The following is a 19,993-nucleotide window of genomic DNA, read 5'->3' as shown; positions in this document are numbered from 1 at the left end:
ATTATATTACAAGGATTGGTGAATTTAAATAATATAGATGCAGTCTTTCGTCCCGCTGAGATGGCTGATCTTTTAGTGCATATCGCGAACGTCGCTCTTTTCATCCCGCTTTAAGCCACCGCATTGCGGATGAAAAAGGCGACTTATCGCGATAGGACGGGGCCTGGATTTAAGTCGTCCATGAAGGTTTCCGATTGAACTTTAATAACTACCAACCACTAACTAATAAACTTAAATAAATTGCCTTTAGAAGAAAACCTCTCCCGCTCCTGAGCAACGGAGCGACCTACAATAGCCGAAACGCGGTGGCCCAGAGCAGGCGTTAGTCGTGGAGAGGTCCAGCCTGGAAGGCTCACCAGCTACTAGTCAGCCGCGACTGCGGGACGAAATTCGGTCTGACTCATACGAGCTAGGTAAAAGATCCTATTTATACGACAACAACAAACCCCGTACGCAGGTCTGCGTACGGGGTTTGATAAAATAACCTTAAAGTAAATCTTACTTCTTCAACTTCTCCTGAAACAACTTCAAAATCCGCTTGTACTCATCCATCCAGCTGGTAGGCTCTACAAATCCGTGGTCTTCCATGGGATAAGCGGCGAGTTCCCAGTTTTCTTTTCGCAATTCAATCAGTCGCTGCGAGAGACGTACAGCATCCTGGAAATGCACGTTTACGTCTACCATCCCGTGACAGATGAGTAGGTTATCTTTCAGACCAGCGGCGTGATAAATTGGAGAGCTGCGACGGTACGCCAGCGAATCCGTCTGGGGTTCATTCAGAATATTGGCCGTATAGCCGTGATTGTACGCCGCCCAATCGGTTACGGGCCGGAGAGCCGCCCCCGCTTTGAATACGCCGGGTTTGGTGAACAAAGCCATCAGCGTCATAAACCCGCCGTAACTACCACCGTACATCCCAATGCGTTTGGCGTTGATACCCAGTTTCTGCGTCAGATACTTCGCCCCGTCTACGTGATCGTCGAGGTCCTTACCTCCCATGAAGCGATAAATGCCCGTTCGCCAGTCGCGACCGTAGCCCGCCGAGCCCCGGTAATCCATGTCCAGTACCGTAAAGCCCTGATCGACCAGTAAGTTATGGAACATATATTCCCGGTAATACTGACTCCACCATTTGTGAGCGTTTTGCAGGTATCCGGCTCCGTGGACAAAGATGACCGCCGCCCCGTTTTTCTTCTTCGGTACGTACAGACGTGCGTAAATATCCTGTCCGTCGCTGGCTTTTACCGTGATGACCTGCGGTTCTTTCCAGACATAGGATTTGAACTCATCCGACAGTGAATTTGTGATTTTTTCCGCTTTCGCTCCCGCCTGGTTTTCCTGTAGATACAGTTCCCAAGGCTGCGTAGGCGTTGAATAACGAATGAGCAGTTTCGTTTCATCCGGTGAAAGGCTTACCTCATGGGCTCCCATACCGGTTGTCAGCTTCACGCGTTCACCGCCCGTAACCGCCATTTTATACCAGTGCTGTTCTCCGGGGTGTACCTCATTCGACTGAAAGTAGATCGTCTTTTTATCCTTGGATAGAACCGTCTGCTGTACTTCGAACTTGCCACTCGTGAGCTGCTTACGTTCATTCGTACGCAGGTTGATGCTGTACAAATGCGAGTATCCCGTCGCTTCCGACTGAAACAGTAACGTTTCCTTATCCAGCCAGGTCAGTGCGTATGAACCGGGACCACCTACCCAGGCCTCATCGCGGAGGCGGTCAAGTACCTTTAGTTTCGCCGTAGCGGGATCGAGCTGGGCAATCCAGCGGTCTTTGTTATCCTGCGAACGAACGATCACCACGGCATACGTACCATCTTCGGACCAGTTCGTTCCGAAAAACTGTACCGGACGCACCTTCGATTTTTTGGACGTAGTATCCGCTTTATACTCCGACAGGTATTTAGGCTGCTCCGTAATGCCCGTCAGGTCTTTTGCACTCACTTCGCGGATGGTATCCTTTTCGATGTCGTACAAAAACAACTGATGCGAAGCCAGGGGTGCCCCTACTTTGGTGCGGGCCGGAATGTCTTCCGTGAATCCTGATTCGGTGACGTAGTTAGGCACAATCGTGCTCTTCGCTCCTGCCGCCGATTTTACCAGTTGGAAAGTCACGTATTTTCCGTGGGGAGCTGCCGTGGGAGCCATCAGGTTCCGTTCTTCCAGGTAAAATTCCTTAGGCCGCTTGGGCTGTTCGGCTTTGGTGATTTTAGCGGCGTCCTTTTTCTTATCGGCCCGTTCCTTCAAAACTTCGAACATCGCTAACTGATCCGTTTTCTGCCATTTTTCCTGTTCGTTGGCTTTCGGATCAGCTTTCTTACTACCCGACAAAAAGTTGGTCAGTTGATTGATTTCACCCGAAGCTAGGTACATGGAAAACAGGTTCATGCCCCGACGGAAGATCACCTGTCTTTCATCGCTACTGAACGTAGGATTACTTTCATTTTCAACCGTATTCGTCAGCTGGCGAATCTGTTTGGTAGCCAAGTCGAGGTAAAACAGATCGCCGTTCTTTTCGTACAGCTTTACGGTTTTCGCCTGATTGTACTTCCCCGATTCGCTCGGTATACGCTGCCGATCGGTTACACTTACTTTCGTAATTTTTTTGCTGGCGAGTTCGTAAGCATAGAGCGAATCGCCTTTGGCTCCTTCGGGATTCCAGGAAAAATAAACCCTGGAACCGTCTTCGGCCCAGTAGGGATTACTCGGCGAAACGCCCATCCATTTGGGATCCCGCATGATTTTTTCGACGGTCAGCGGCCCCAGTTTCTGGGCCATGACAGATACGGCAGGTAGGCTTAGAAGCAGACCCAGTGAAAGGGCCCGAACATTAGGAAGATGAAACATACAATGGGATGAACGCAGCATCGGGCTGCTTAGCTGTTTACCGAAGTGCTGATGAATGCCTTAAAAATACGGGATCCTGTGTATTTCTAACGTTTTTGGCGACTAAACCTTATTTCTTAAAGGTCAAAAAGCCCATTTTCAAAATCAAGTCAGTCATTCGTTTGGATGCTGCCCCAAATGATTTCTCTCAGGCTAGCCATTCATTGGTCGCTTTTATGCTGTTTCCCAAGGCTTTTTGCGACCTTTGTGTTTTCGTTGGAAGGAATAAGAAGATGACGTTCGAAGATTTTAACCTCAATCGGCAATTGCTCAACGCCGTAAGCGAGGCCGGATATGAGCAACCCACCGACATTCAGGAACAGGCCATTCCGCTCATTTTGGCGGGTCATGATGTATTGGGGATTGCTCAGACCGGTACGGGTAAAACGGCGGCTTACGTCCTACCCATTCTGTACAAGGTCAAGTACGCTCAGGGTTCGGCACCACGGGCTCTGATCCTGGCTCCGACCCGCGAGCTGGTCATGCAGATTGGCGACGCTATTGAGCAACTGGGCCAATATACCGATTTACGGACACTCTGTCTGTACGGCGGACTCGGCCCCAAAACGCAGATTGAAGCCCTTACGGCTGGCGTAGACATCTTGGTCAGTACGCCGGGTCGTTTCATGGATCTGTACCTTCGCGGCGACATCATCACGAAAGAACTAAAAGTGATGGTACTCGATGAAGCCGACAAGATGATGGACATGGGTTTCATGCCACAGATTCGCCGGATTCTCGAAATCATTCCCCGCAAACGGCAGAACCTACTGTTTTCGGCTACGTTCCCGGAAAAAGTGGAGAAGTTTTCGTTCGAATTTCTGGAATTCCCCACCCGTATTGAAGTAACGCCGCAGGCAACGACGGCAACGACGGTGAATCAGGTCATTTATTCCGTACCGAACCTCCATACAAAAATCAATCTGCTGGGTTACCTCTTACAGGACCCCGCCTTTCAAAAGGTGATGATTTTTGTTCGCTCGAAGGAAGTCGCCGATAATATTCACAAATTCATTTCACGGAAGGTTTTCTCAGAGGATGAAGTTCGGGTCATTCACGCCAACAAGGGACAGAATACGCGAATCAACGCCATGCAGGCTTTCCGGGATAATACAATTCGGGTACTGGTGGCTACGGACGTAGCCGCCCGGGGGATCGACGTACAGGAAGTAACGCACGTTATTAACTTCGATGTACCGCTGATTTACGAAGATTACGTACACCGGATTGGTCGGACCGGACGGGCTTTCCGTACCGGCGAGGCTATCACCTTTGTTACGGAGGCTGAAGAATACCACATCGAGAAAATTGAAAAAATCATCGGTCAGGAAATTCCAGTGGAGTTTTTACCCGAAGCGGTCGAAGTAACCAATACGCCTTTCCAGGAACGGCAGGATATGCTGCGGGAAGTGGATGATCAGCGGAAGAAGGAAGATCCGACTTTTAAGGGAGCTTTCCACGAGAAAAAAGCCAGACCCTGGCAAAAAGCTCAGGCCGCCGGTCGGCCCGGCAGTAAACCCGGCGGACCCAAAGCCAGCAAGCCAGGTGGACGGCCTGGACCCAAAAATTCGGGCGGCAAAAAGCCCACCAGCGGACCAAAACGAGGCAGACGATAAAAGCTCACCCCGATTTGCAATCGGAGTGTAAGGATTTTGCGTCTGAGACGCTTCACCACGGCTTGTCCTGATCTGTGATCGGAGCAAGCCGTGAGTGTACCCTAATAAAACTGAATGTTGAGCGACTGTCCACCCGGCCAGGCTCCGAATACCTCTTCAGATTTCTGATAACGAAAGGTGAAGATTTCCCGCAGTTTATCTTTCGCTATGATCGCGTGAGCGATATCTCCCAGAATCCAGAAAGGCAGCCGGTAATGCACGATGTCGGTCATTTCCACGCCACCTGCAATCTCCCGAAAATGGTGCTGATGGTGCCACAGACTGTACGGTCCGAACCGCTGTTCGTCCACAAAATAAGCATGATCTTTTACGTGGGTAATCTCCGTCATCCAGTACAGCGGAATGCCGAATAAGGGCTTTACGGTATATTCAATGATTTGTCCGGCGTACATCCGGTCGCCATGGTGGTGGCTACGAATATCAAAGCCCATCGTGGACGGCGTAATATCTTTCAGATTTCCGGGCTGACTGAAAAAATCCCAGGCCTGATCCAGCGTAATAGGTAACTTCTGAATCGTTTTTAAGGAATAGGTGCGGGACATAACGTAGGGATTGGTTCGATTGTACACATCGAACCATTAATCCTGCCAAAAGTTACAATTCTGTCGTAATTTGCATTGAACGTTTTTCCTGAAACGTTTCTTTAATGTTTAGTACGTTTTATTCGATCTTTTAATTTCTGTATCCACCATGACTGCACTGGAAATTGTTCAACAATATTATACCTATTTCAACGACAAAAACTGGCAGGGAATGCTAAGCCTGGTAGATCCCGAAATACGTCATGAACCCAACCAGGGTGATGCCCGCATCGGCATCGAGCAGTTTACCAAGTTTCTGGAGCACATGGATGAAAGCTACGAAGAAACCTTAACCGATTTGGTATTTTTCAGCGAACCTACGCAGACGCGGGTGGCCGCTGAATTCGTAGTGAATGGCGTTTATAAAAAGGGGGAAGACGGTCTGCCCGAAGCTCGTCATCAAACCTACGAATTGCCCGCTGGGGCTTTCTTGGAAGTGAAAGACGGAAAAATTACCCGCGTTACGACGTATTACAACCTGCCCCTCTGGATTCAACGCGTTTCGTAAAGGCATTGCGGTGGGGCGTGACCTTTTGCAGCGTTACGCCTCACCCAGACTTTTCCTGATTATATGCATTTCATTCATAAAACTGGACAGGCAATTGAAGAAGTATTCGATGACCTGGCCCATTTACGCATTGCGGTATTCCGAAGTTTCCCGTACCTCTATGAAGGCTCTCTAGCGTACGAAAAAGCGTATTTGCAGACCTATACGAAGACGAAGCGTTCGTTCCTGTTTGCGGCGTATGACGGTGACCGGATGATCGGAGCCACCACCTGTATTCCTCTGGAAGAGGAAACCGCTGAGCTTCGTCAGCCGTTTGAAGAAGCAGGTATGGATGTTCGTACTATTTTTTATTTCGGAGAAAGCATCCTCCTGCCCGACTATCGGGGTCAGGGATTAGGGCATCGTTTTTTTGATGAACGCGAAGCCCATGCTCGCAGCTTTGGTACGTTTCAAACGGCCTGCTTCTGTTCCGTGGTTCGCCCGGAGACGCATCCGGCTCGTCCGCATGACTACCGTCCCCTGGACGAATTCTGGACCAAACGCGGCTATCATCGCGAACCTTCGCTGCAAAGCCATATGGAATGGCCCGACGTTGGGGAAACTACCTCGACGGCTAAACCCATGGTGTATTGGCTCAAAGCTCTATCACCTACCACTGCTTAAACTCCTGTACCCTTGGAAGTAACGATTGCCGCTGCTCAATATCCGATTACTGAACACGTTGATTTTCTAGCCTGGCGTCGGCATACTGAACGCTGGGTAGCCCAGGCTGCCGGGCAAAAAGCCCAACTGTTGGTATTTCCCGAATACGGGTCGATGGAACTGGTGAGTCTGTTTTCGGAAGACATTCGCCAGAACATCCGCCAGCAGGTCCGGGAAATGGACGCCCTGCGGGCCGATTTTTGTACGGTTTTCGCTGAACTGGCCCGCCTGTACGGCGTCAGTATTGTTGCTCCGAGTTTTCCGGTACTCCTGAAGAAAGAACTGGTCAATCGGGCTTATGTCTTCTCGCCCAAGGGCCTCGTGGGGTATCAGGACAAATTCTTTATGACCCGTTTCGAAAATGAGCACTGGGGTATTTCGAGTGGTGAAAAAGAACTGACCATGTTTGAAGCGGACTGGGGCCGTTTTGGCATTCAGATTTGCTACGACGTTGAATTTTCGCTGAGTTCGCAGTTGCTCTGTAACCTAGGAGCTTCACTAGTGGTAGCTCCAAGCTGTACCGAAACCATTCGCGGAGCTACGCGGGTACACGTGGGTGCTCGGGCAAGAGCTTTGGAAAATCAATGTTATACCGTCGTTTCACAGACCGTAGGGAATGCCCTTTGGTCACCCGCGGTGGATATCAATTACGGGTTTTCTGCCTTTTACTCGACCCCTGATACGGGTTTACCCGAAGAAGGAATCATTGCTTCGCATACGCCGCAGGCCGAAGATTGGCTGGTACAGACGCTTGATTTGTCAAAAATTGAGAAAGTACGAAACGATGGAAGCGTTTTCAACTTCAAAGACCACCGGCGATTGTACGGTGGGTTTATGGAAGATCAGGTGAAACTGCACCGAGCGATCCTTTAATTTTTAGTCCGTAACGGTGGTTACGGACTTTTTTGTGAGTAAACGTTACGATTCGAAAAGCTCGTACACATCTTTATTTATCCCGCTCCAGGTAACCGCAACGTACGCTTAACGATCATTTCTAGGAAAAATAGCGTCCGTAGACGGACTGACCGGATTCCTCAACTAAAGAATAAAGTTTACTTTGCCACTGCTAAACCTAGACTTCTTCAAGTTATGAACTCTTTTTGCAGACCTTGGTCTCGCCAAACATCCATCCTTTCGGCTTGGATGGCCCTTAGTCTATTCTTTCTTTCAGCGACCTTTACTTCTGCTCAAAACCCTGCGATTCAAGTAGATCTCAAGCAGGAAATTGCCCCCATGAGGCCCGTATGGGCCTGGTTTGGGTATGACGAACCCAACTATACCTACATGAAAGACGGGCAAAAATTATTAACGGAACTAGCCCAGTTAAGCCCCGTACCCGTTTATGTCCGAACGCATAGTCTATTAGTAACGGGAGATGGTAAAGCGGCCCTGAAATGGGGTTCTACTAATGCGTATACCGAAGATGCCAACGGGCAGCCCATTTATAACTGGGCCATTGTGGATAGCATTTTCGACAGTTACGTGAAGCGAGGCATGAAGCCCCTGGCTCAGATTGGCTTTATGCCGCAAGCCTTATCCACGCATCCGGAACCGTATCGGCATTACTGGAAGCCGGGTGATCCCTACACGGATATTATTACGGGTTGGGCGTATCCACCCAAGGATTATAATAAATGGCGGGAATTGGTCTATCAGTGGGTCAAACACTCGGTCGAACGCTACGGACAGCAGGAAGTGGAAAGCTGGTATTGGGAAGTCTGGAATGAACCCAACGGGCATTACTGGAAAGGTACGCAGGAAGAATTTCTGAAGCTTTACGACTACGCCGCCGATGGTTTGAAACGGGCCTTACCCACGGCCAAAATCGGGGGTATCAATATTGCGGGGACGCGGGGCAAGGGAGCTACTGAATGGACCAACAACTTCATCAAGCACTGCATTTCAGGTACCAACTACGCTACCGGAAAGAAGGGTTCACCCGTGGATGCTATTTTATTTCACGCGAAGGGGCAGCCTAAACTAGTGGATGGCTCGGTCCGTATGGACATGTCCGCCCAGTTGAATGACATCAAGACGGGTTTTGCGATTACGGCAGCGTATCCCGAGACCAAAGATTTACCAATCATCATCGGGGAATCGGACCCGGAAGGTTGTGCGGCCTGCGGCATGGCAACGAATCCCGAGAATGCGTATCGTAACGGCACGATGTACTCCAGTTATACTGCCGCAACTTTCGCCCGAAAGTACCTGCTGGCGGATTTGGCTAAAATCAACTTTCTGGGTGCCGTATCTTGGTCCTTTGAATTTGAAGATCAGCCCTGGTTCTACGGGTTTCGGGATTTAGCTACGAATGGCGTAGACAAGCCGGTCCTGAATGTATTCCGCATGTTTGGTATGATGTCGGGAAAACGGGTCATGGCTCAAAGCAATCGCATGTATGCGTTGACGGATGTTCTGAAATCAAGCGTTCATGGACCAACCTCCGATCTTGGAGCCCTGGCGACCAGTGATCAGAAAACCGCAGCCGTGATGATCTGGAACTACCACGATGACGACAAACCAGGCCCTACGGAAACCGTCAACCTGGAGATCGCTCACATTCCGGCCCGCAAAACAACGTTGCGTATCTACATAATTAATAAGGAAAACAGCAACTCCTACGAGGCGTGGAAGAAAATGGGTTCTCCGCAAAAGCCTAGTTCCCAGCAAATTGCGATCCTGGAAAAAGCGGGAAAATTAAAATGTTTGTCTACGCGTAAAGTACAGCCAGTGGATGCCAAAGTCTCCCTGCCGATTACGCTGGAACGGCAGGCGGTAGCTCTGGTCAAACTGGATTGGTAGGCCGGATTGTATTACTTCAATGAATCGCTATGCGGGAAGTATGGAAAAGAGCATTTCCATTCTTTCTGCATTAGTAGTTATGACGATCAGCCTACTAACCGTATTCCCGTCACCTTTTCAATCGCGTCCCAGATTACGGTTACGGCGGCGTTCCAGGCTTTCTCGATGGTCACCTGAGCAACGCCTTGTAGTGTTTTTAGGAAGTTCAGCACCATATCTTGTAAACTGTCCAGAAAAAACTCCCGGGTTTCTTCCGTGATTTCACCCGTCGCAATACCCGCCGTAATCAGGGCCGATTGCTGGGCGATGGCTTTTAACTGCCGATCCCGAAAGCCCTGAATGGTAGTCACATCTTTGCCCAGTACCGCGGATACCGCCGTGCTGATGTCTTTCATGAGTTGCGTAATGTCCAGCTCCATGGGTGCGTAGGTTAGCGTTCCAGAAAATTTTCGTACGTCAGAGCCTGATCCAGGTAAATTTTCACCATCCCCTTAAAGGCTTGGCTTTCGGTCAGGGTCAATCCCTGTTTTTGGTCAGTATCCCGCATTTTCACGAGCGTTTCGTAAATTTTTCGCAGGGCCGTAGCACTCGGTATTTCGCCCTCCTCCAGTACCGGGATGCCCCGTTTCTGTAAGGCTTCGTTTACTTTCGTTTTGATCTTGTTACGGGGAACGGGCCGGGCATCGGCCTGAAGGGCCAGAGCGTCGAAATTACCAATCAGGCGATTATACTCGGGCAGGCGTTCGGGAAAACTGGCCGCTTTGGTTCCCCAGGCGTAAAAGGCAAAGAATTCCATCACTGCCTTATTCTGCTCCACTAAACCCGCGGCTAAGGCCTGGTTATGTTGGGGGGCTAGTCGCACGGTACAGCCCGTTAAAAATCCCAAACTAATTCCGAGAATCAGTACTATTCGTACGATTGACTTTCGACGTAAGCGATTAAGGAGTAAATCCATAGGGGTTTGCATTGACTAGGGTTTAGATAGAATAGCCTTTTCTCCGCCAGCTCGGCCTCGAAGGTTGTTTTATACGTTGCAGGCCAGCTAATTCATTTCCTGCTTACTAAAATAAGACATTCCGTCCTTGATCACCATCCATACCCCTGACATTTCCCTCCCTAAGTTGCCCGCATTACCAAATATCTTTTAACTTTCGCCGCTCTAAATCGTTTTGGATGTAATATGACTCATCAGTACGACTTCCTTGTGATCGGCTCGGGTATTGCCGGGCTAAGTTATGCGACCAAACTGGCTCGTCATTTTGAAAGCCGTCAGGAAGCGGTTTCCATAGCCATCATTACCAAAGTTCAGGCCGACGAAACCAACACTAAATACGCTCAGGGCGGCATTGCGGCGGTATGGTCCAAAGAAGATTCCTTCGACAAACACATCGAAGATACCGTGGACGCCGGCGATGGCCTCAACAAACGCGATATTGTAGAGATTGTAGTCAAAGAAGCCCCCGCCCGTATTCAAGAACTAATTGATTACGGAACGCGGTTCGATCGCCACGGCGAAGACTATGACCTGGCCCGCGAAGGCGGCCACTCCGATCACCGCATTCTTCACTTTAAAGATATTACCGGAGCCGAAATCGAGCGGGCTTTGCTCGAAGAGGTACAACGCCACCGCAGTATCCAGATTTTCACGCACTACTACGCCGTTGAACTCATCACGCAACACCATCTAGGCGAAACTGTCCTGCGGTACCGCGAAGACATCAAGTGCTTCGGAGCATACGTATTGAATACGCAAACGGGCGAAGTCGATAAGTTTCTGGCGAAAACCACCATGCTGGCCACGGGTGGCATCGGGAACATCTACCAGAGTACCACGAATCCAACCATCGCAACCGGCGACGGCATTGCCATGGCATACCGGGCCAAGGGGATTTGTGATAACATGGAATTCATCCAGTTTCACCCCACCAGCCTGTACCAACCCGGTAAGAAGCCTTCGTTCCTGATTTCGGAAGCCGTACGCGGCTTTGGTGGTATTCTGAAAAACGCGGACGGTTCGACCTTCATGGAACAGTACGACCCCCGCCTTTCTTTAGCCCCCCGCGACATTACGGCCCGGGCCATCGACTCCGAAATGAAGCGGAACGGTACCGATCACGTCTATCTGGATGTGCGGGATGCCGATTACGAAAAATTTCTGGAACACTTCCCCAACATTACGCAACATTGCCTGGATCTGGGCATTGATATTCGGACCGATATGATTCCGGTTGTACCTGCACAACATTATCTTTGTGGGGGCGTTCGGGTGAATGAATGGGGACAAACCAATATTCATTTCCTTTACGCCGCCGGTGAATGTTCGTGCACGGGACTGCATGGAGCTAATCGTCTGGCTTCTAATTCCTTACTGGAAGCCGTCGTATTCAGCCACCGGGCCTTTTTGCATACGATAGAACAGTTGTCACAGGCCGTTATTCCGGATGATGTACCCGACTGGGATGACTCCGGCACGACGCATCCGGAAGAGCAGGTATTGGTGACGGAAATGACGCGTGAGCTTAACAGCATCATGTCTAATTACGTGGGTATTGTGCGTACCAACCGACGCCTACGCCGGGCTTATGAGCGGGTAGAGTTGCTGTATCGCGAACACGAACAATTGTACCGGGAATCAAAAGTTTCGGTACCGATTTGTGAATTACGGAACATGATCAACGTTTCGTATCTTGTGATAAAAATGGCCATGTCCCGCCGGGAAAACATCGGGCTCCATTATAATCTGGATAATCTGAAGTAAAAAGCGTCTCTCTGATTCGGGCTGCATTGGCTCATCAACAACCCTGACATGAAGAATTTCCGTTTTCTGGTAAGTGTACTGGCGAGCCTGCTGAGCCTGTCGGCCCTTGCTCAAACCAACCTGGATGTCAATGCCTTTGAGAGCAAGCTTCCCGGTGCTACGCAGATTCTCGATGTTCGTACCCCTTCGGAGTACGAACGCGGCTATTTACCCAATGCCCAGAACATCGACTGGAAACAGCAGGCCTCCTTTGCGGAGCAGGTAGCGAAGCTTGACAAAACCAAGCCCGTGCTGGTGTATTGTTACTCGGGCGGCCGAAGCGGACAAGCGGCCGAGTATTTAGCGAAAGAAGGCTTCACGGAAGTATACAACCTCGACGGCGGCTATCTAAAATGGACCACCGCCAACAAAACCGTCGTTGCTCCGAAGGAACGCCCGGCCATGGTGGCGGCTCCTACCGGGAAAGCCGTACTCGATCAGACACTGAAAGACAACAAAGTAGTACTCGTTGATTTCTACGCCGTCTGGTGCGGTCCCTGCAAACAGCAGGATCCGATTCTGCAAAAACTCAAGAAAGACTGGACCGGAAAAGTAGCCGTTTTAAAAATTGACGCTGACCGCGACCCGGACGTGGTAAAGCAATTTCGGGTAGACGCCATTCCTACGCTTATTCTCTTTAAAGACGGTAAACCCGTCAACCGCCTCGTAGGCTTCCGGGACGAAGCTCAGCTTCGTAAAGAGGTCGAAGGTATATTATAACTTTTCTGGCCGATCGAAACTCCGCGTTTTGGTCGGCCTTTTTGTGAAGCTTCGTTTCTGCCCCGTACGGCTGGTTGTCTAATTACTTAACTTTGCGGCTATCAAGCCAACTTTTACATGGATCATAAACACCTGGATAAGGTGAGTACTGCGGGGCTCCTGATTGCCCTGGGTATCATTTACGGAGATATTGGAACCTCTCCGCTGTACGTAATGCAGGCTGTCGTGGGCGAAAATCCCATTTCCGAACGCCTTGCTTTAGGAGCCGTTTCCTGCGTATTCTGGACGCTGACTCTACTTACTACCGTCAAGTACGTCATTCTTATTTTACGGGCCGATAACCGGGGTGAAGGCGGTGTCTTTGCCTTATACACACTAGTGCGGAAGCACGCCCGCTGGTTAACTGTTCCGGCTATCATTGGTGGAGCAGCTCTGCTGGCCGATGGTATCATTACGCCTCCCATGTCCGTGGCTTCGGCCGTTGAAGGGTTGGAGATGCGATATCCACACCTGGAGAAGTATATTATTTATATCATCCTGGTTATCATCACGATTTTATTCCTGATTCAGGCTCTGGGTACGCAGCTGGTGGGCCGCTCGTTTGGGCCGCTCATGTTCATTTGGTTTAGTATGCTGGGCTTCTTCGGAGTTCTCTGGATTTCCCACGACTGGACCATTCTACGGGCCATTAGTCCCTATTATGCTTACGATATGCTGGCTCACGAGGCGGGCGGCTTTTGGTTACTGGGTTCGGTCTTTCTTTGCTCGACGGGTGCGGAAGCTCTATACTCCGATATGGGGCACTGCGGTCGCGGAAATATTCGGGTATCCTGGGTTTTTGTGAAGCTCTGTCTGATGCTCCAGTACTTCGGTCAGGGAGCCTGGCTCATGGAACATACGGGTGAGTTTCTGCGGGGTCGCAAGCCCATTTACGAAATGATGCCCGAGTGGTTCTTACTGCCCGGTATTACCATTGCGACGATGGCAGCCATCATCGCCAGCCAGGCTTTGATTACGGGATCGTTTACGCTGATTTCGGAAGCTATTCGTTTGAACTTCTGGCCCAAAGTTAAGCTTCGGTATCCCTCCAACGAAAAAGGGCAGTTGTACGTGCCTAGTGTGAACTGGCTGTTGTGGGCAGGTTGTATGGGCGTTGTACTGTATTTCCGCGAATCAACGAACATGGAAGCGGCCTACGGTCTAGCGATTACGCTGACGATGTTGATGACCACCATGCTGATGGCGTACTACCTGTATACGCACCGATTCAATTTCTACGGTGTGATTCTTTTCCTGGTGGTCTACCTAAGCATTGAGTTTTCATTCCTGCTGGCGAACCTGCTGAAATTTACGCACGGCGGTTGGGTTTCGTTACTGATTGGTTCGACGATTGCAGGCGTCATGATTATCTGGTTACGGGCCTTCAATATCAAAGCTCGTTTGACGGAATACGTGAAGCTTTCCGATTATACGGAACCACTGAAAGAACTCAGCCGGGATATGTCCATTCCCAAATACGCGACGCACCTGATTTTCATGTCGAATGCTTCGCGGGTCAGTGAAATCGAATCGAAAGTCATCTACTCCATTTTCCAAAAGCGTCCCAAGCGAGCTGACATTTACTGGTTTGTACACGTGGATACCGTGGATGATCCGTACACGATGGAGTACAAGGTCAACGTTATTGCTCCTGACGATGTCATTAAAGTGACCTTCCGACTGGGTTTCCGGGTAGAGCAACGTATCAACCTTTACTTCCGGAAAGTAATCCAGGACATGGTAAAACGGAAAGAAGTGGATATTACCAGCCGGTATGAGTCCCTGAACAAGCAGAATGTAATTGGTGATTTCCGCTTCGTCGTACTGGAAAAATTCCTGTCCTTCGAAAACGATCTACCCTTCTGGGAGCGGATCACCATGCAGGCGTACTTCTACATCAAGGCCTTTACTACCTCCGAAGATCGCTGGTTTGGGCTGGATAGTTCGGCCGTAAAGATCGAGAAAGTGCCCCTTATCATTCGTCCGGCTCAAAATTTTGACCTCAAACGGGTTACGGATTGAGCTACATATTGAATTTCTAGTATTCATCTTTTCATTTTTCAACCATCCCAGTATGTAGGCCCGAAGCTGTCAGCCACCGCTACGCCTGCAAGCAACAGCCTACACCCTCACGTATCATGAAAATTCTTATTACTGGCGGAGCCGGGTTTGTGGGTTCAGCCCTCGCCCTTAGTCTCAAGAAAAACTATCCTTCCTACGAAATCTTTGCCCTAGATAACCTGAAACGGCGGGGTTCAGAATTAAATATCAATCGACTCAAATCGGCTGGTATTGAGTTCGTACACGGAGATATTCGTTCCAAAGAAGATTTTGACGTGATTCCGGCCGTAGATGCCGTGATTGAAGCCTCTGCTGAACCTTCCGTCCTGGCTGGTCTCAATGGCTCACCCGATTACCTGATCAATACGAACCTGGTTGGTACCATCAACTGCCTCAACTTTGCTCTGAAGCACAAGGCTAACTTTATTTTCCTGTCGACCAGTCGCATTTATCCGATCAAGCCGCTGGAAAAACTGACGTACCAGGAAAAAGATACGCGTTTTGCCCTGACGGAAGAGCAACCTCTTCCGGGAGCCTCTGACAAGGGTATTGCGGAGCACTTCCCCCTCGACGGAGCCCGCTCGTTGTACGGAGCTACTAAACTAGCTTCGGAGCTGATGATTCACGAATACAATGAATTTTATGGTCTGAAAACGGTGATCAACCGTTGCGGCGTGCTGACGGGCCCCTGGCAAATGGGCAAAGCCGATCAGGGCGTGATGGTATTGTGGGTAGCTCGCCACTTTTACGAACAACAACTGGCGTACATTGGCTTTAATGGTACGGGTAAACAAACCCGTGACATGCTGCACGTAGCCGATCTGTACCGTTTGGTAGACTGGCAGTTGCACAATATCGACAAAGTAAATGGCGAAGTGCTGAACGTTGGCGGTGGCGTCGAAGTGAGTACGTCGCTCGTAGAACTAACGAAGGTCTGCCAGGAGGTTACGGGAAAAACGATTCCAATTAAAGCCGTTACGGAAGGCCGTACGGCGGATATTCCGCTGTACATCACCGACAACAGCAAAGTAACCGAACTAACGGGCTGGAAACCCGAAATTTCCATTCGCCAGATCGTGGAAGAAGTACACGAATGGTTACAGGAAAACGCGGAACAACTGAGCTACGTCCTTAAATAAATTTCGGAATACCGAGGCTTGAGGGGTTAAAACATTCGTGGGTACACATTAACCCTGCTATGTTTTAACCCCTCAATGCATTCATAAACCTTGGTAGACGTCAAACTATCTTTTCGTTTTCGCTGTTCTCCTGCCATGAAAAAGTTGGTATACCTGCTACCCCTAGTATTCTTTGCTTGCCAGTCGCCGCAACGCTCGGATAATTTTAAAGCTCCGTATTATGATTTAAAAGGATACATCGATGCCCAGATTATCTCCTTAAGTCGGACGAAACCCTTGGTTCGGAAAGACGTGATTGTAAACGAAGAAAACGAAACCTTAATCACGCAAAAAATTGATTGGAGTAAAGAACTGGAATTGTTTACACAAGCCGATATCAATAAACCGTCTTTTACCCAAAGTTACTTCGTTGATACGCTTTCTACGCATACCATTTCCTATCGCCTCCGAAAAGGAGAAAATTTACCCGTTCAATATATGGAGGTAATTACGGATGACCAGGGTAAATTGGAAAAGATTAAAGCCACACTTTTGGATAAAAATTACCTCTTTGAATCGGAGCGAATTCTCACTTTGGAAAGTAAAAATGGACGTTTGGCGGCGTATCAAATTGAAGGCTTTCAGCAATTATTTATTGGCGAACCCAAGCCTTTTAAAGTGATGGCTATTGTACAATAATATCTTTATCTTAGACATATTTAACGGTAAGTTTCGTAACATTGAGGGCTAGTTTTTATTTGCCTATGCTACCTCTTACTGAATTACCAACCCAATTAGCTGAAGTCATTACTCAGTTTCCGCCTTTTTCTGAACCGGCTCAGCAGGCATTAAATCAATTATTTAAGCCCACTACGTATCTAAAAGGTTCTATTCTAGTAACGCCCGGCCAGTCCAGTGATTACTTATATTTTATTGAAAAAGGACTCTTGCGGGCCTACTATTTTGAGGAGGGTAAAGAGATTACGGCCTGGATTCTAGCCGAAGGAGGAGTAGGTACCATTAGCCAAAGTTTTTATCAGCAAGTTCCTTCTACTCAATACCTGGAAACGCTAGAAGAAAGTACCATTTTTCGCTTGCATTATCGCGACTTTATTCGATTGCAAGAAGAACATCACGAATATATTCAGGTTGTACTTCATTTTACGCAGCAATATTTCTTGGACTATGATGCCCGTATCCAATTGCTTTGTACGCGTTCGCCGCTTCGCCGCTATCAATTGTTTGAGGAACAGTATCCAAATTTACGGGGACGTTTAGCTCAAAGCGTACTGGCGAGTTATCTCAATATGAGTTATTACCAAATCAGCCGGATTCGCACGCAACTCTCGCGGGATAAGTAAAACGTGTACGTACATTTGTTGCGAAAACGCAAGTGGTTTTTTGCGTTTTCGCAATGTTTAATTCCCCGGTTATCCTGAATTTTGCTGATGGAATAGCCTGTGTGCTGCTTGCCACAAGTGCTTCTTCGTTTAGCCTTCACCTTCCTATTTAGTGCTAGTTCACTGATCTATTATCCAATCCACTCTATTACAACTGCTACGGCTGGGGGATTCCCCAGCTTCGCGTATGGTGATCGCTCCTTCTTGCAGTAGCTTCTTCTTATTTTCCCAATTGATCGTATAAATGAAGTAATTCGTAACATCTCTGTACTTCAGCCGTTTGTTTTGTAGATTGGCGTTCGCTCTCTAGACCTTTTCGACAACCCATCGGTTGCTATGCTGGTACGTTTTACCCTGATTTTACTCTTTTCCTTCAGTATAATTCAGGCTCAAACCAGCCGGGTTACCCTCAGTGGGTACGTACGGGAACAGGGGTCGGGCGAACTATTACCGGGCGTATCGATTCGTATAACGGAGCGGCAAACGGGCACAACTACTAATGCTTACGGCTTTTATTCGCTGACGCTTCCTGCTTCGGATAGTCTGAACGTAATCATTTCATCCGTGGGTTTTCAAACGGAAACCCGAACTCTGGTCTTTCGAAAAAGTACTGAACTGAATCTGACTTTGCGGGCGGAGAACCGGCAATTACAGGAGGTGGTCGTTTCCGCCGAGCAGATAGCCAAAGAATCGCAGAATGTTCAGATGTCTACCGTATCGGTTCCCATTCAGCAGATGAAGGCGGTACCGGCTCTATTGGGGGAAAAGGACATGCTGAAAGTCCTGCAATTGCTTCCCGGCGTACAAAAAGGCTCCGAAGGTAACTCCGGGCTGTACATTCGCGGGGGTGGTCCTGACCAGAATTTGATTATGCTCGACGATGCTCCGGTATACAATTCGTTTCACCTGTTTGGCTTTTTCTCCCTTTTCAACGGCGATGCTCTCAAATCCGTCGAGCTGATCAAAGGTGGATTCCCGGCCCGGTACGGCGGTCGACTTTCTTCCGTTATCGAGATGCAGATGAAAGAAGGCCACAAAGAAGCGTTTCACGGTGAAGGAGGAATCGGGCTGATTTCCAGCCGTTTGGTACTAGAAGGGCCCATCAAAAAAAACCAATCTTCGTTTATTATTTCCGGTCGGCGGACGTATGCGGATCTTTTACTCAGGCCTCTCCTACCGCGCGAAAACCAGGCCGGTTATTATTTCTATGACCTCAACGCGAAAGTCAATTATGATTTTGGCCGACGAAACAAGCTGTATCTGAGCGGGTATTTCGGTCAGGACCGATTTTCTTTCGCTTCCCGAATTGATGCCAACAGCCAAGGCGGCGGATTAAACTGGGGAAATGCCACGGCTAGCCTGCGGTGGAATCACCTGTTTTCTGACCAGCTTTTCGCCAATACTTCTCTGATTTACAGCTATTATCAATTTCAGGTAGATGCTCGTAGTTCCCAAACGTTCAATCAGGTTACGAGTCAGTACGTGTTGCAAAATACTTCTTCCATCCGGGATTTTTCCCTCAAGAGTAGCTTTGACTGGTCACCTTCACCTAAGCACGCCATCAAAGCGGGTGTACTGCTAACCTCACATCGATTTCTACCGCAGACGGTTACCCTCGAAAGTAGTATTGCCTCCCAGAATGTGGCTCGTAGTCAGCCCCTGGACAGTTACGAAGGCGGCCTGTACCTGGAAGACACCTATCACCCTACTACTCCTTTACGAATCAACGCGGGGGTTCGGTTAAGTTCGTTTACCACCGATGGTCGCACGTACGTTCGGCCTGAGCCTCGACTGGCGGTTGCGTATACCTTTCGCCAGGATTGGGCTGTAAAGGCTTCGTATGCGACCATGAACCAGTACATTCACCTCTTGTCGAATTCGGGGGTGGGATTGCCAACAGACCTTTGGGTACCTACTACGCAGAATATTGCTCCACAACAGTCGCGGCAAATTGCTCTGGGCGTGGTCAAGGATTACCGTCCTTTCTCACTAACGCTGGAGGGCTTTTACAAAAAGATGGATGGTATTCTTTCGTACAAGGAAGGTTCTAGCTTTTTGGCGAGTACGGGTCTGGAAAGTCTGACGGAAACGAACCGGCAGCCCCGTTCGTGGGAAGAACAAATTACGGCGGGTCAGGGCTGGAGCTACGGAACTGAATTTTTACTACAAAAGAAAACCGGTCGGCTTACGGGCTGGATTGGGTATACGCTTTCCTGGATTCAAAATCAGTTTGACGAGCTCAATAGCGGACAGAAGTTCTGGGCTCGGTACGATCGCCGCCACGATGTATCACTGGTGGGCATTTATCACCTCAACTCCCGCGTGACGATTTCAGGAACCTGGGTCTACGGAACGGGACAAGCCCTTTCTCTACCACAGAGCACCTTCGAAATCCGAGGCCCGATCCAGTCAGGTAATGTTTCTCTCTTTCCAGCTCAGGTTTTTGATTACAACCAGCGGAACAGTTTTCGGGCCGCCCCGTATCACCGACTGGATTTGAGCGTACAACTTCGCAAACAAAAGCGTCACCACGAGCGTACTTGGGAGTTTAGCCTATACAATGCGTATAGTCGGCGAAACCCCTTTTTCTATTACATTGATGATTCGGAAAGTACCGCTACGCAGTCGAAACGTATTCTGAAGCAAGTTTCCTTATTCCCGATCATTCCTAGTATTTCGTACGGATTTAAGTTTTAA

At 49.1% G+C, this 19,993-nt stretch carries 16 protein-coding genes; 12 read left to right on the top strand and 4 right to left on the bottom strand.

The features are described 5' to 3' along the window. Nucleotides 1–498 precede the first annotated feature (498 nt). Complete coding sequence (locus C5O19_RS00875) at nucleotides 499–2,853, bottom strand: prolyl oligopeptidase family serine peptidase (protein WP_104709493.1); 2,355 nt, start codon at nucleotides 2,851–2,853, stop codon at nucleotides 499–501. Between the two features lie 272 nt (nucleotides 2,854–3,125). On the opposite strand from C5O19_RS00875, the gene C5O19_RS00870 reads away from it, so the two are divergent. Next, a complete protein-coding gene (locus tag C5O19_RS00870; RefSeq protein WP_094816471.1) occupies nucleotides 3,126–4,508 on the top strand; it encodes a DEAD/DEAH box helicase in 1,383 nt (460 codons plus the stop codon). Between the two features lie 101 nt (nucleotides 4,509–4,609). Here C5O19_RS00870 and C5O19_RS00865 read toward each other — a convergent pair whose 3' ends face one another. Further along, complete coding sequence (locus tag C5O19_RS00865) at nucleotides 4,610–5,110, bottom strand: SRPBCC family protein (RefSeq protein WP_104709492.1); 501 nt, start codon at nucleotides 5,108–5,110, stop codon at nucleotides 4,610–4,612. Nucleotides 5,111–5,258: 148 nt separating this feature from the next. Here C5O19_RS00865 and C5O19_RS00860 point away from each other — a divergent pair, with 148 nt between their 5' ends. The 4 genes from C5O19_RS00860 (at nucleotide 5,259) to C5O19_RS00845 (ending at nucleotide 9,161) form a co-directional block, all read left to right on the top strand. Then, entirely contained in the window at nucleotides 5,259–5,657 is a 399-nt protein-coding gene (locus C5O19_RS00860; RefSeq protein WP_104709491.1) for a nuclear transport factor 2 family protein, read from the top strand. A 63-nt stretch (nucleotides 5,658–5,720) separates the two neighbouring features. Beyond that, complete coding sequence (locus C5O19_RS00855) at nucleotides 5,721–6,320, top strand: GNAT family N-acetyltransferase (protein ID WP_104709490.1); 600 nt, start codon at nucleotides 5,721–5,723, stop codon at nucleotides 6,318–6,320. A gap of 12 nt (nucleotides 6,321–6,332) precedes the next feature. Further along, a complete protein-coding gene (locus C5O19_RS00850) occupies nucleotides 6,333–7,232 on the top strand; it encodes a carbon-nitrogen hydrolase family protein (protein WP_104709489.1) in 900 nt (299 codons plus the stop codon). A 270-nt stretch (nucleotides 7,233–7,502) separates the two neighbouring features. Then, nucleotides 7,503–9,161, top strand: coding sequence for a GH39 family glycosyl hydrolase (locus tag C5O19_RS00845; protein ID WP_104709488.1), 1,659 nt, complete (start codon nucleotides 7,503–7,505; stop codon nucleotides 9,159–9,161). An 86-nt stretch (nucleotides 9,162–9,247) separates the two neighbouring features. Here C5O19_RS00845 and C5O19_RS00840 read toward each other — a convergent pair whose 3' ends face one another. Both C5O19_RS00840 and C5O19_RS00835 read right to left on the bottom strand, forming a co-directional pair. Further along, the gene (locus C5O19_RS00840) at nucleotides 9,248–9,580 is read right to left on the bottom strand and encodes a hypothetical protein (RefSeq protein ID WP_104709487.1); all 333 of its coding nucleotides are present in this window, start codon (nucleotides 9,578–9,580) and stop codon (nucleotides 9,248–9,250) included. A gap of 11 nt (nucleotides 9,581–9,591) precedes the next feature. After that, complete coding sequence (locus C5O19_RS00835) at nucleotides 9,592–10,116, bottom strand: hypothetical protein (protein WP_104709486.1); 525 nt, start codon at nucleotides 10,114–10,116, stop codon at nucleotides 9,592–9,594. 225 nt (nucleotides 10,117–10,341) lie between these two features. On the opposite strand from C5O19_RS00835, the gene nadB reads away from it, so the two are divergent. The 7 genes from nadB (at nucleotide 10,342) to C5O19_RS00800 (ending at nucleotide 19,993) form a co-directional block, all read left to right on the top strand. Further along, complete coding sequence (gene nadB, locus C5O19_RS00830; RefSeq protein ID WP_104709485.1) at nucleotides 10,342–11,919, top strand: L-aspartate oxidase; 1,578 nt, start codon at nucleotides 10,342–10,344, stop codon at nucleotides 11,917–11,919. Nucleotides 11,920–11,967: 48 nt separating this feature from the next. Continuing rightward, nucleotides 11,968–12,678, top strand: coding sequence for a thioredoxin (gene trxA / locus C5O19_RS00825; protein ID WP_104709484.1), 711 nt, complete (start codon nucleotides 11,968–11,970; stop codon nucleotides 12,676–12,678). Nucleotides 12,679–12,795: 117 nt separating this feature from the next. Beyond that, complete coding sequence (locus tag C5O19_RS00820; RefSeq protein WP_104709483.1) at nucleotides 12,796–14,739, top strand: KUP/HAK/KT family potassium transporter; 1,944 nt, start codon at nucleotides 12,796–12,798, stop codon at nucleotides 14,737–14,739. A gap of 116 nt (nucleotides 14,740–14,855) precedes the next feature. Beyond that, nucleotides 14,856–15,917, top strand: coding sequence for an NAD-dependent epimerase/dehydratase family protein (locus tag C5O19_RS00815; RefSeq protein WP_104709482.1), 1,062 nt, complete (start codon nucleotides 14,856–14,858; stop codon nucleotides 15,915–15,917). A 135-nt stretch (nucleotides 15,918–16,052) separates the two neighbouring features. Next, entirely contained in the window at nucleotides 16,053–16,595 is a 543-nt protein-coding gene (locus C5O19_RS00810; protein WP_104709481.1) for a hypothetical protein, read from the top strand. 65 nt (nucleotides 16,596–16,660) lie between these two features. Beyond that, entirely contained in the window at nucleotides 16,661–17,257 is a 597-nt protein-coding gene (locus C5O19_RS00805) for a Crp/Fnr family transcriptional regulator (RefSeq protein WP_104709480.1), read from the top strand. Between the two features lie 375 nt (nucleotides 17,258–17,632). After that, nucleotides 17,633–19,993: a TonB-dependent receptor gene (locus tag C5O19_RS00800; protein WP_104709479.1), complete on the top strand. Its 2,361-nt coding sequence runs from the start codon at nucleotides 17,633–17,635 to the stop codon at nucleotides 19,991–19,993.

Source organism: Siphonobacter curvatus, assembly GCF_002943425.1.
Classification (GTDB): Bacteria; Bacteroidota; Bacteroidia; order Cytophagales; family Spirosomataceae; genus Siphonobacter; species Siphonobacter curvatus.
Note: the sequence above shows the minus strand (reverse complement) of the source record. Positions and strands in the feature narration are given on the sequence as shown.

Bases quoted from the DNA above. Each gene is read 5' to 3' on its own strand.
- C5O19_RS00875 (WP_104709493.1), bottom strand. From the start codon at position 2,853: ATGTTTCATCTTCCTAATGTTCGGGCCCTTTCACTGGGTCTGCTTCTA.
- C5O19_RS00870 (WP_094816471.1), top strand. From the start codon at position 3,126: ATGACGTTCGAAGATTTTAACCTCAATCGGCAATTGCTCAACGCCGTA.
- C5O19_RS00865 (WP_104709492.1), bottom strand. From the start codon at position 5,110: ATGTCCCGCACCTATTCCTTAAAAACGATTCAGAAGTTACCTATTACG.
- C5O19_RS00860 (WP_104709491.1), top strand. From the start codon at position 5,259: ATGACTGCACTGGAAATTGTTCAACAATATTATACCTATTTCAACGAC.
- C5O19_RS00855 (WP_104709490.1), top strand. From the start codon at position 5,721: ATGCATTTCATTCATAAAACTGGACAGGCAATTGAAGAAGTATTCGAT.
- C5O19_RS00845 (WP_104709488.1), top strand. From the start codon at position 7,503: ATGGCCCTTAGTCTATTCTTTCTTTCAGCGACCTTTACTTCTGCTCAA.
- C5O19_RS00840 (WP_104709487.1), bottom strand. From the start codon at position 9,580: ATGGAGCTGGACATTACGCAACTCATGAAAGACATCAGCACGGCGGTA.
- C5O19_RS00835 (WP_104709486.1), bottom strand. From the start codon at position 10,116: ATGGATTTACTCCTTAATCGCTTACGTCGAAAGTCAATCGTACGAATA.
- nadB (WP_104709485.1), top strand. From the start codon at position 10,342: ATGACTCATCAGTACGACTTCCTTGTGATCGGCTCGGGTATTGCCGGG.
- trxA (WP_104709484.1), top strand. From the start codon at position 11,968: ATGAAGAATTTCCGTTTTCTGGTAAGTGTACTGGCGAGCCTGCTGAGC.
- C5O19_RS00820 (WP_104709483.1), top strand. From the start codon at position 12,796: ATGGATCATAAACACCTGGATAAGGTGAGTACTGCGGGGCTCCTGATT.
- C5O19_RS00815 (WP_104709482.1), top strand. From the start codon at position 14,856: ATGAAAATTCTTATTACTGGCGGAGCCGGGTTTGTGGGTTCAGCCCTC.
- C5O19_RS00810 (WP_104709481.1), top strand. From the start codon at position 16,053: ATGAAAAAGTTGGTATACCTGCTACCCCTAGTATTCTTTGCTTGCCAG.
- C5O19_RS00805 (WP_104709480.1), top strand. From the start codon at position 16,661: ATGCTACCTCTTACTGAATTACCAACCCAATTAGCTGAAGTCATTACT.
- C5O19_RS00800 (WP_104709479.1), top strand. From the start codon at position 17,633: ATGCTGGTACGTTTTACCCTGATTTTACTCTTTTCCTTCAGTATAATT.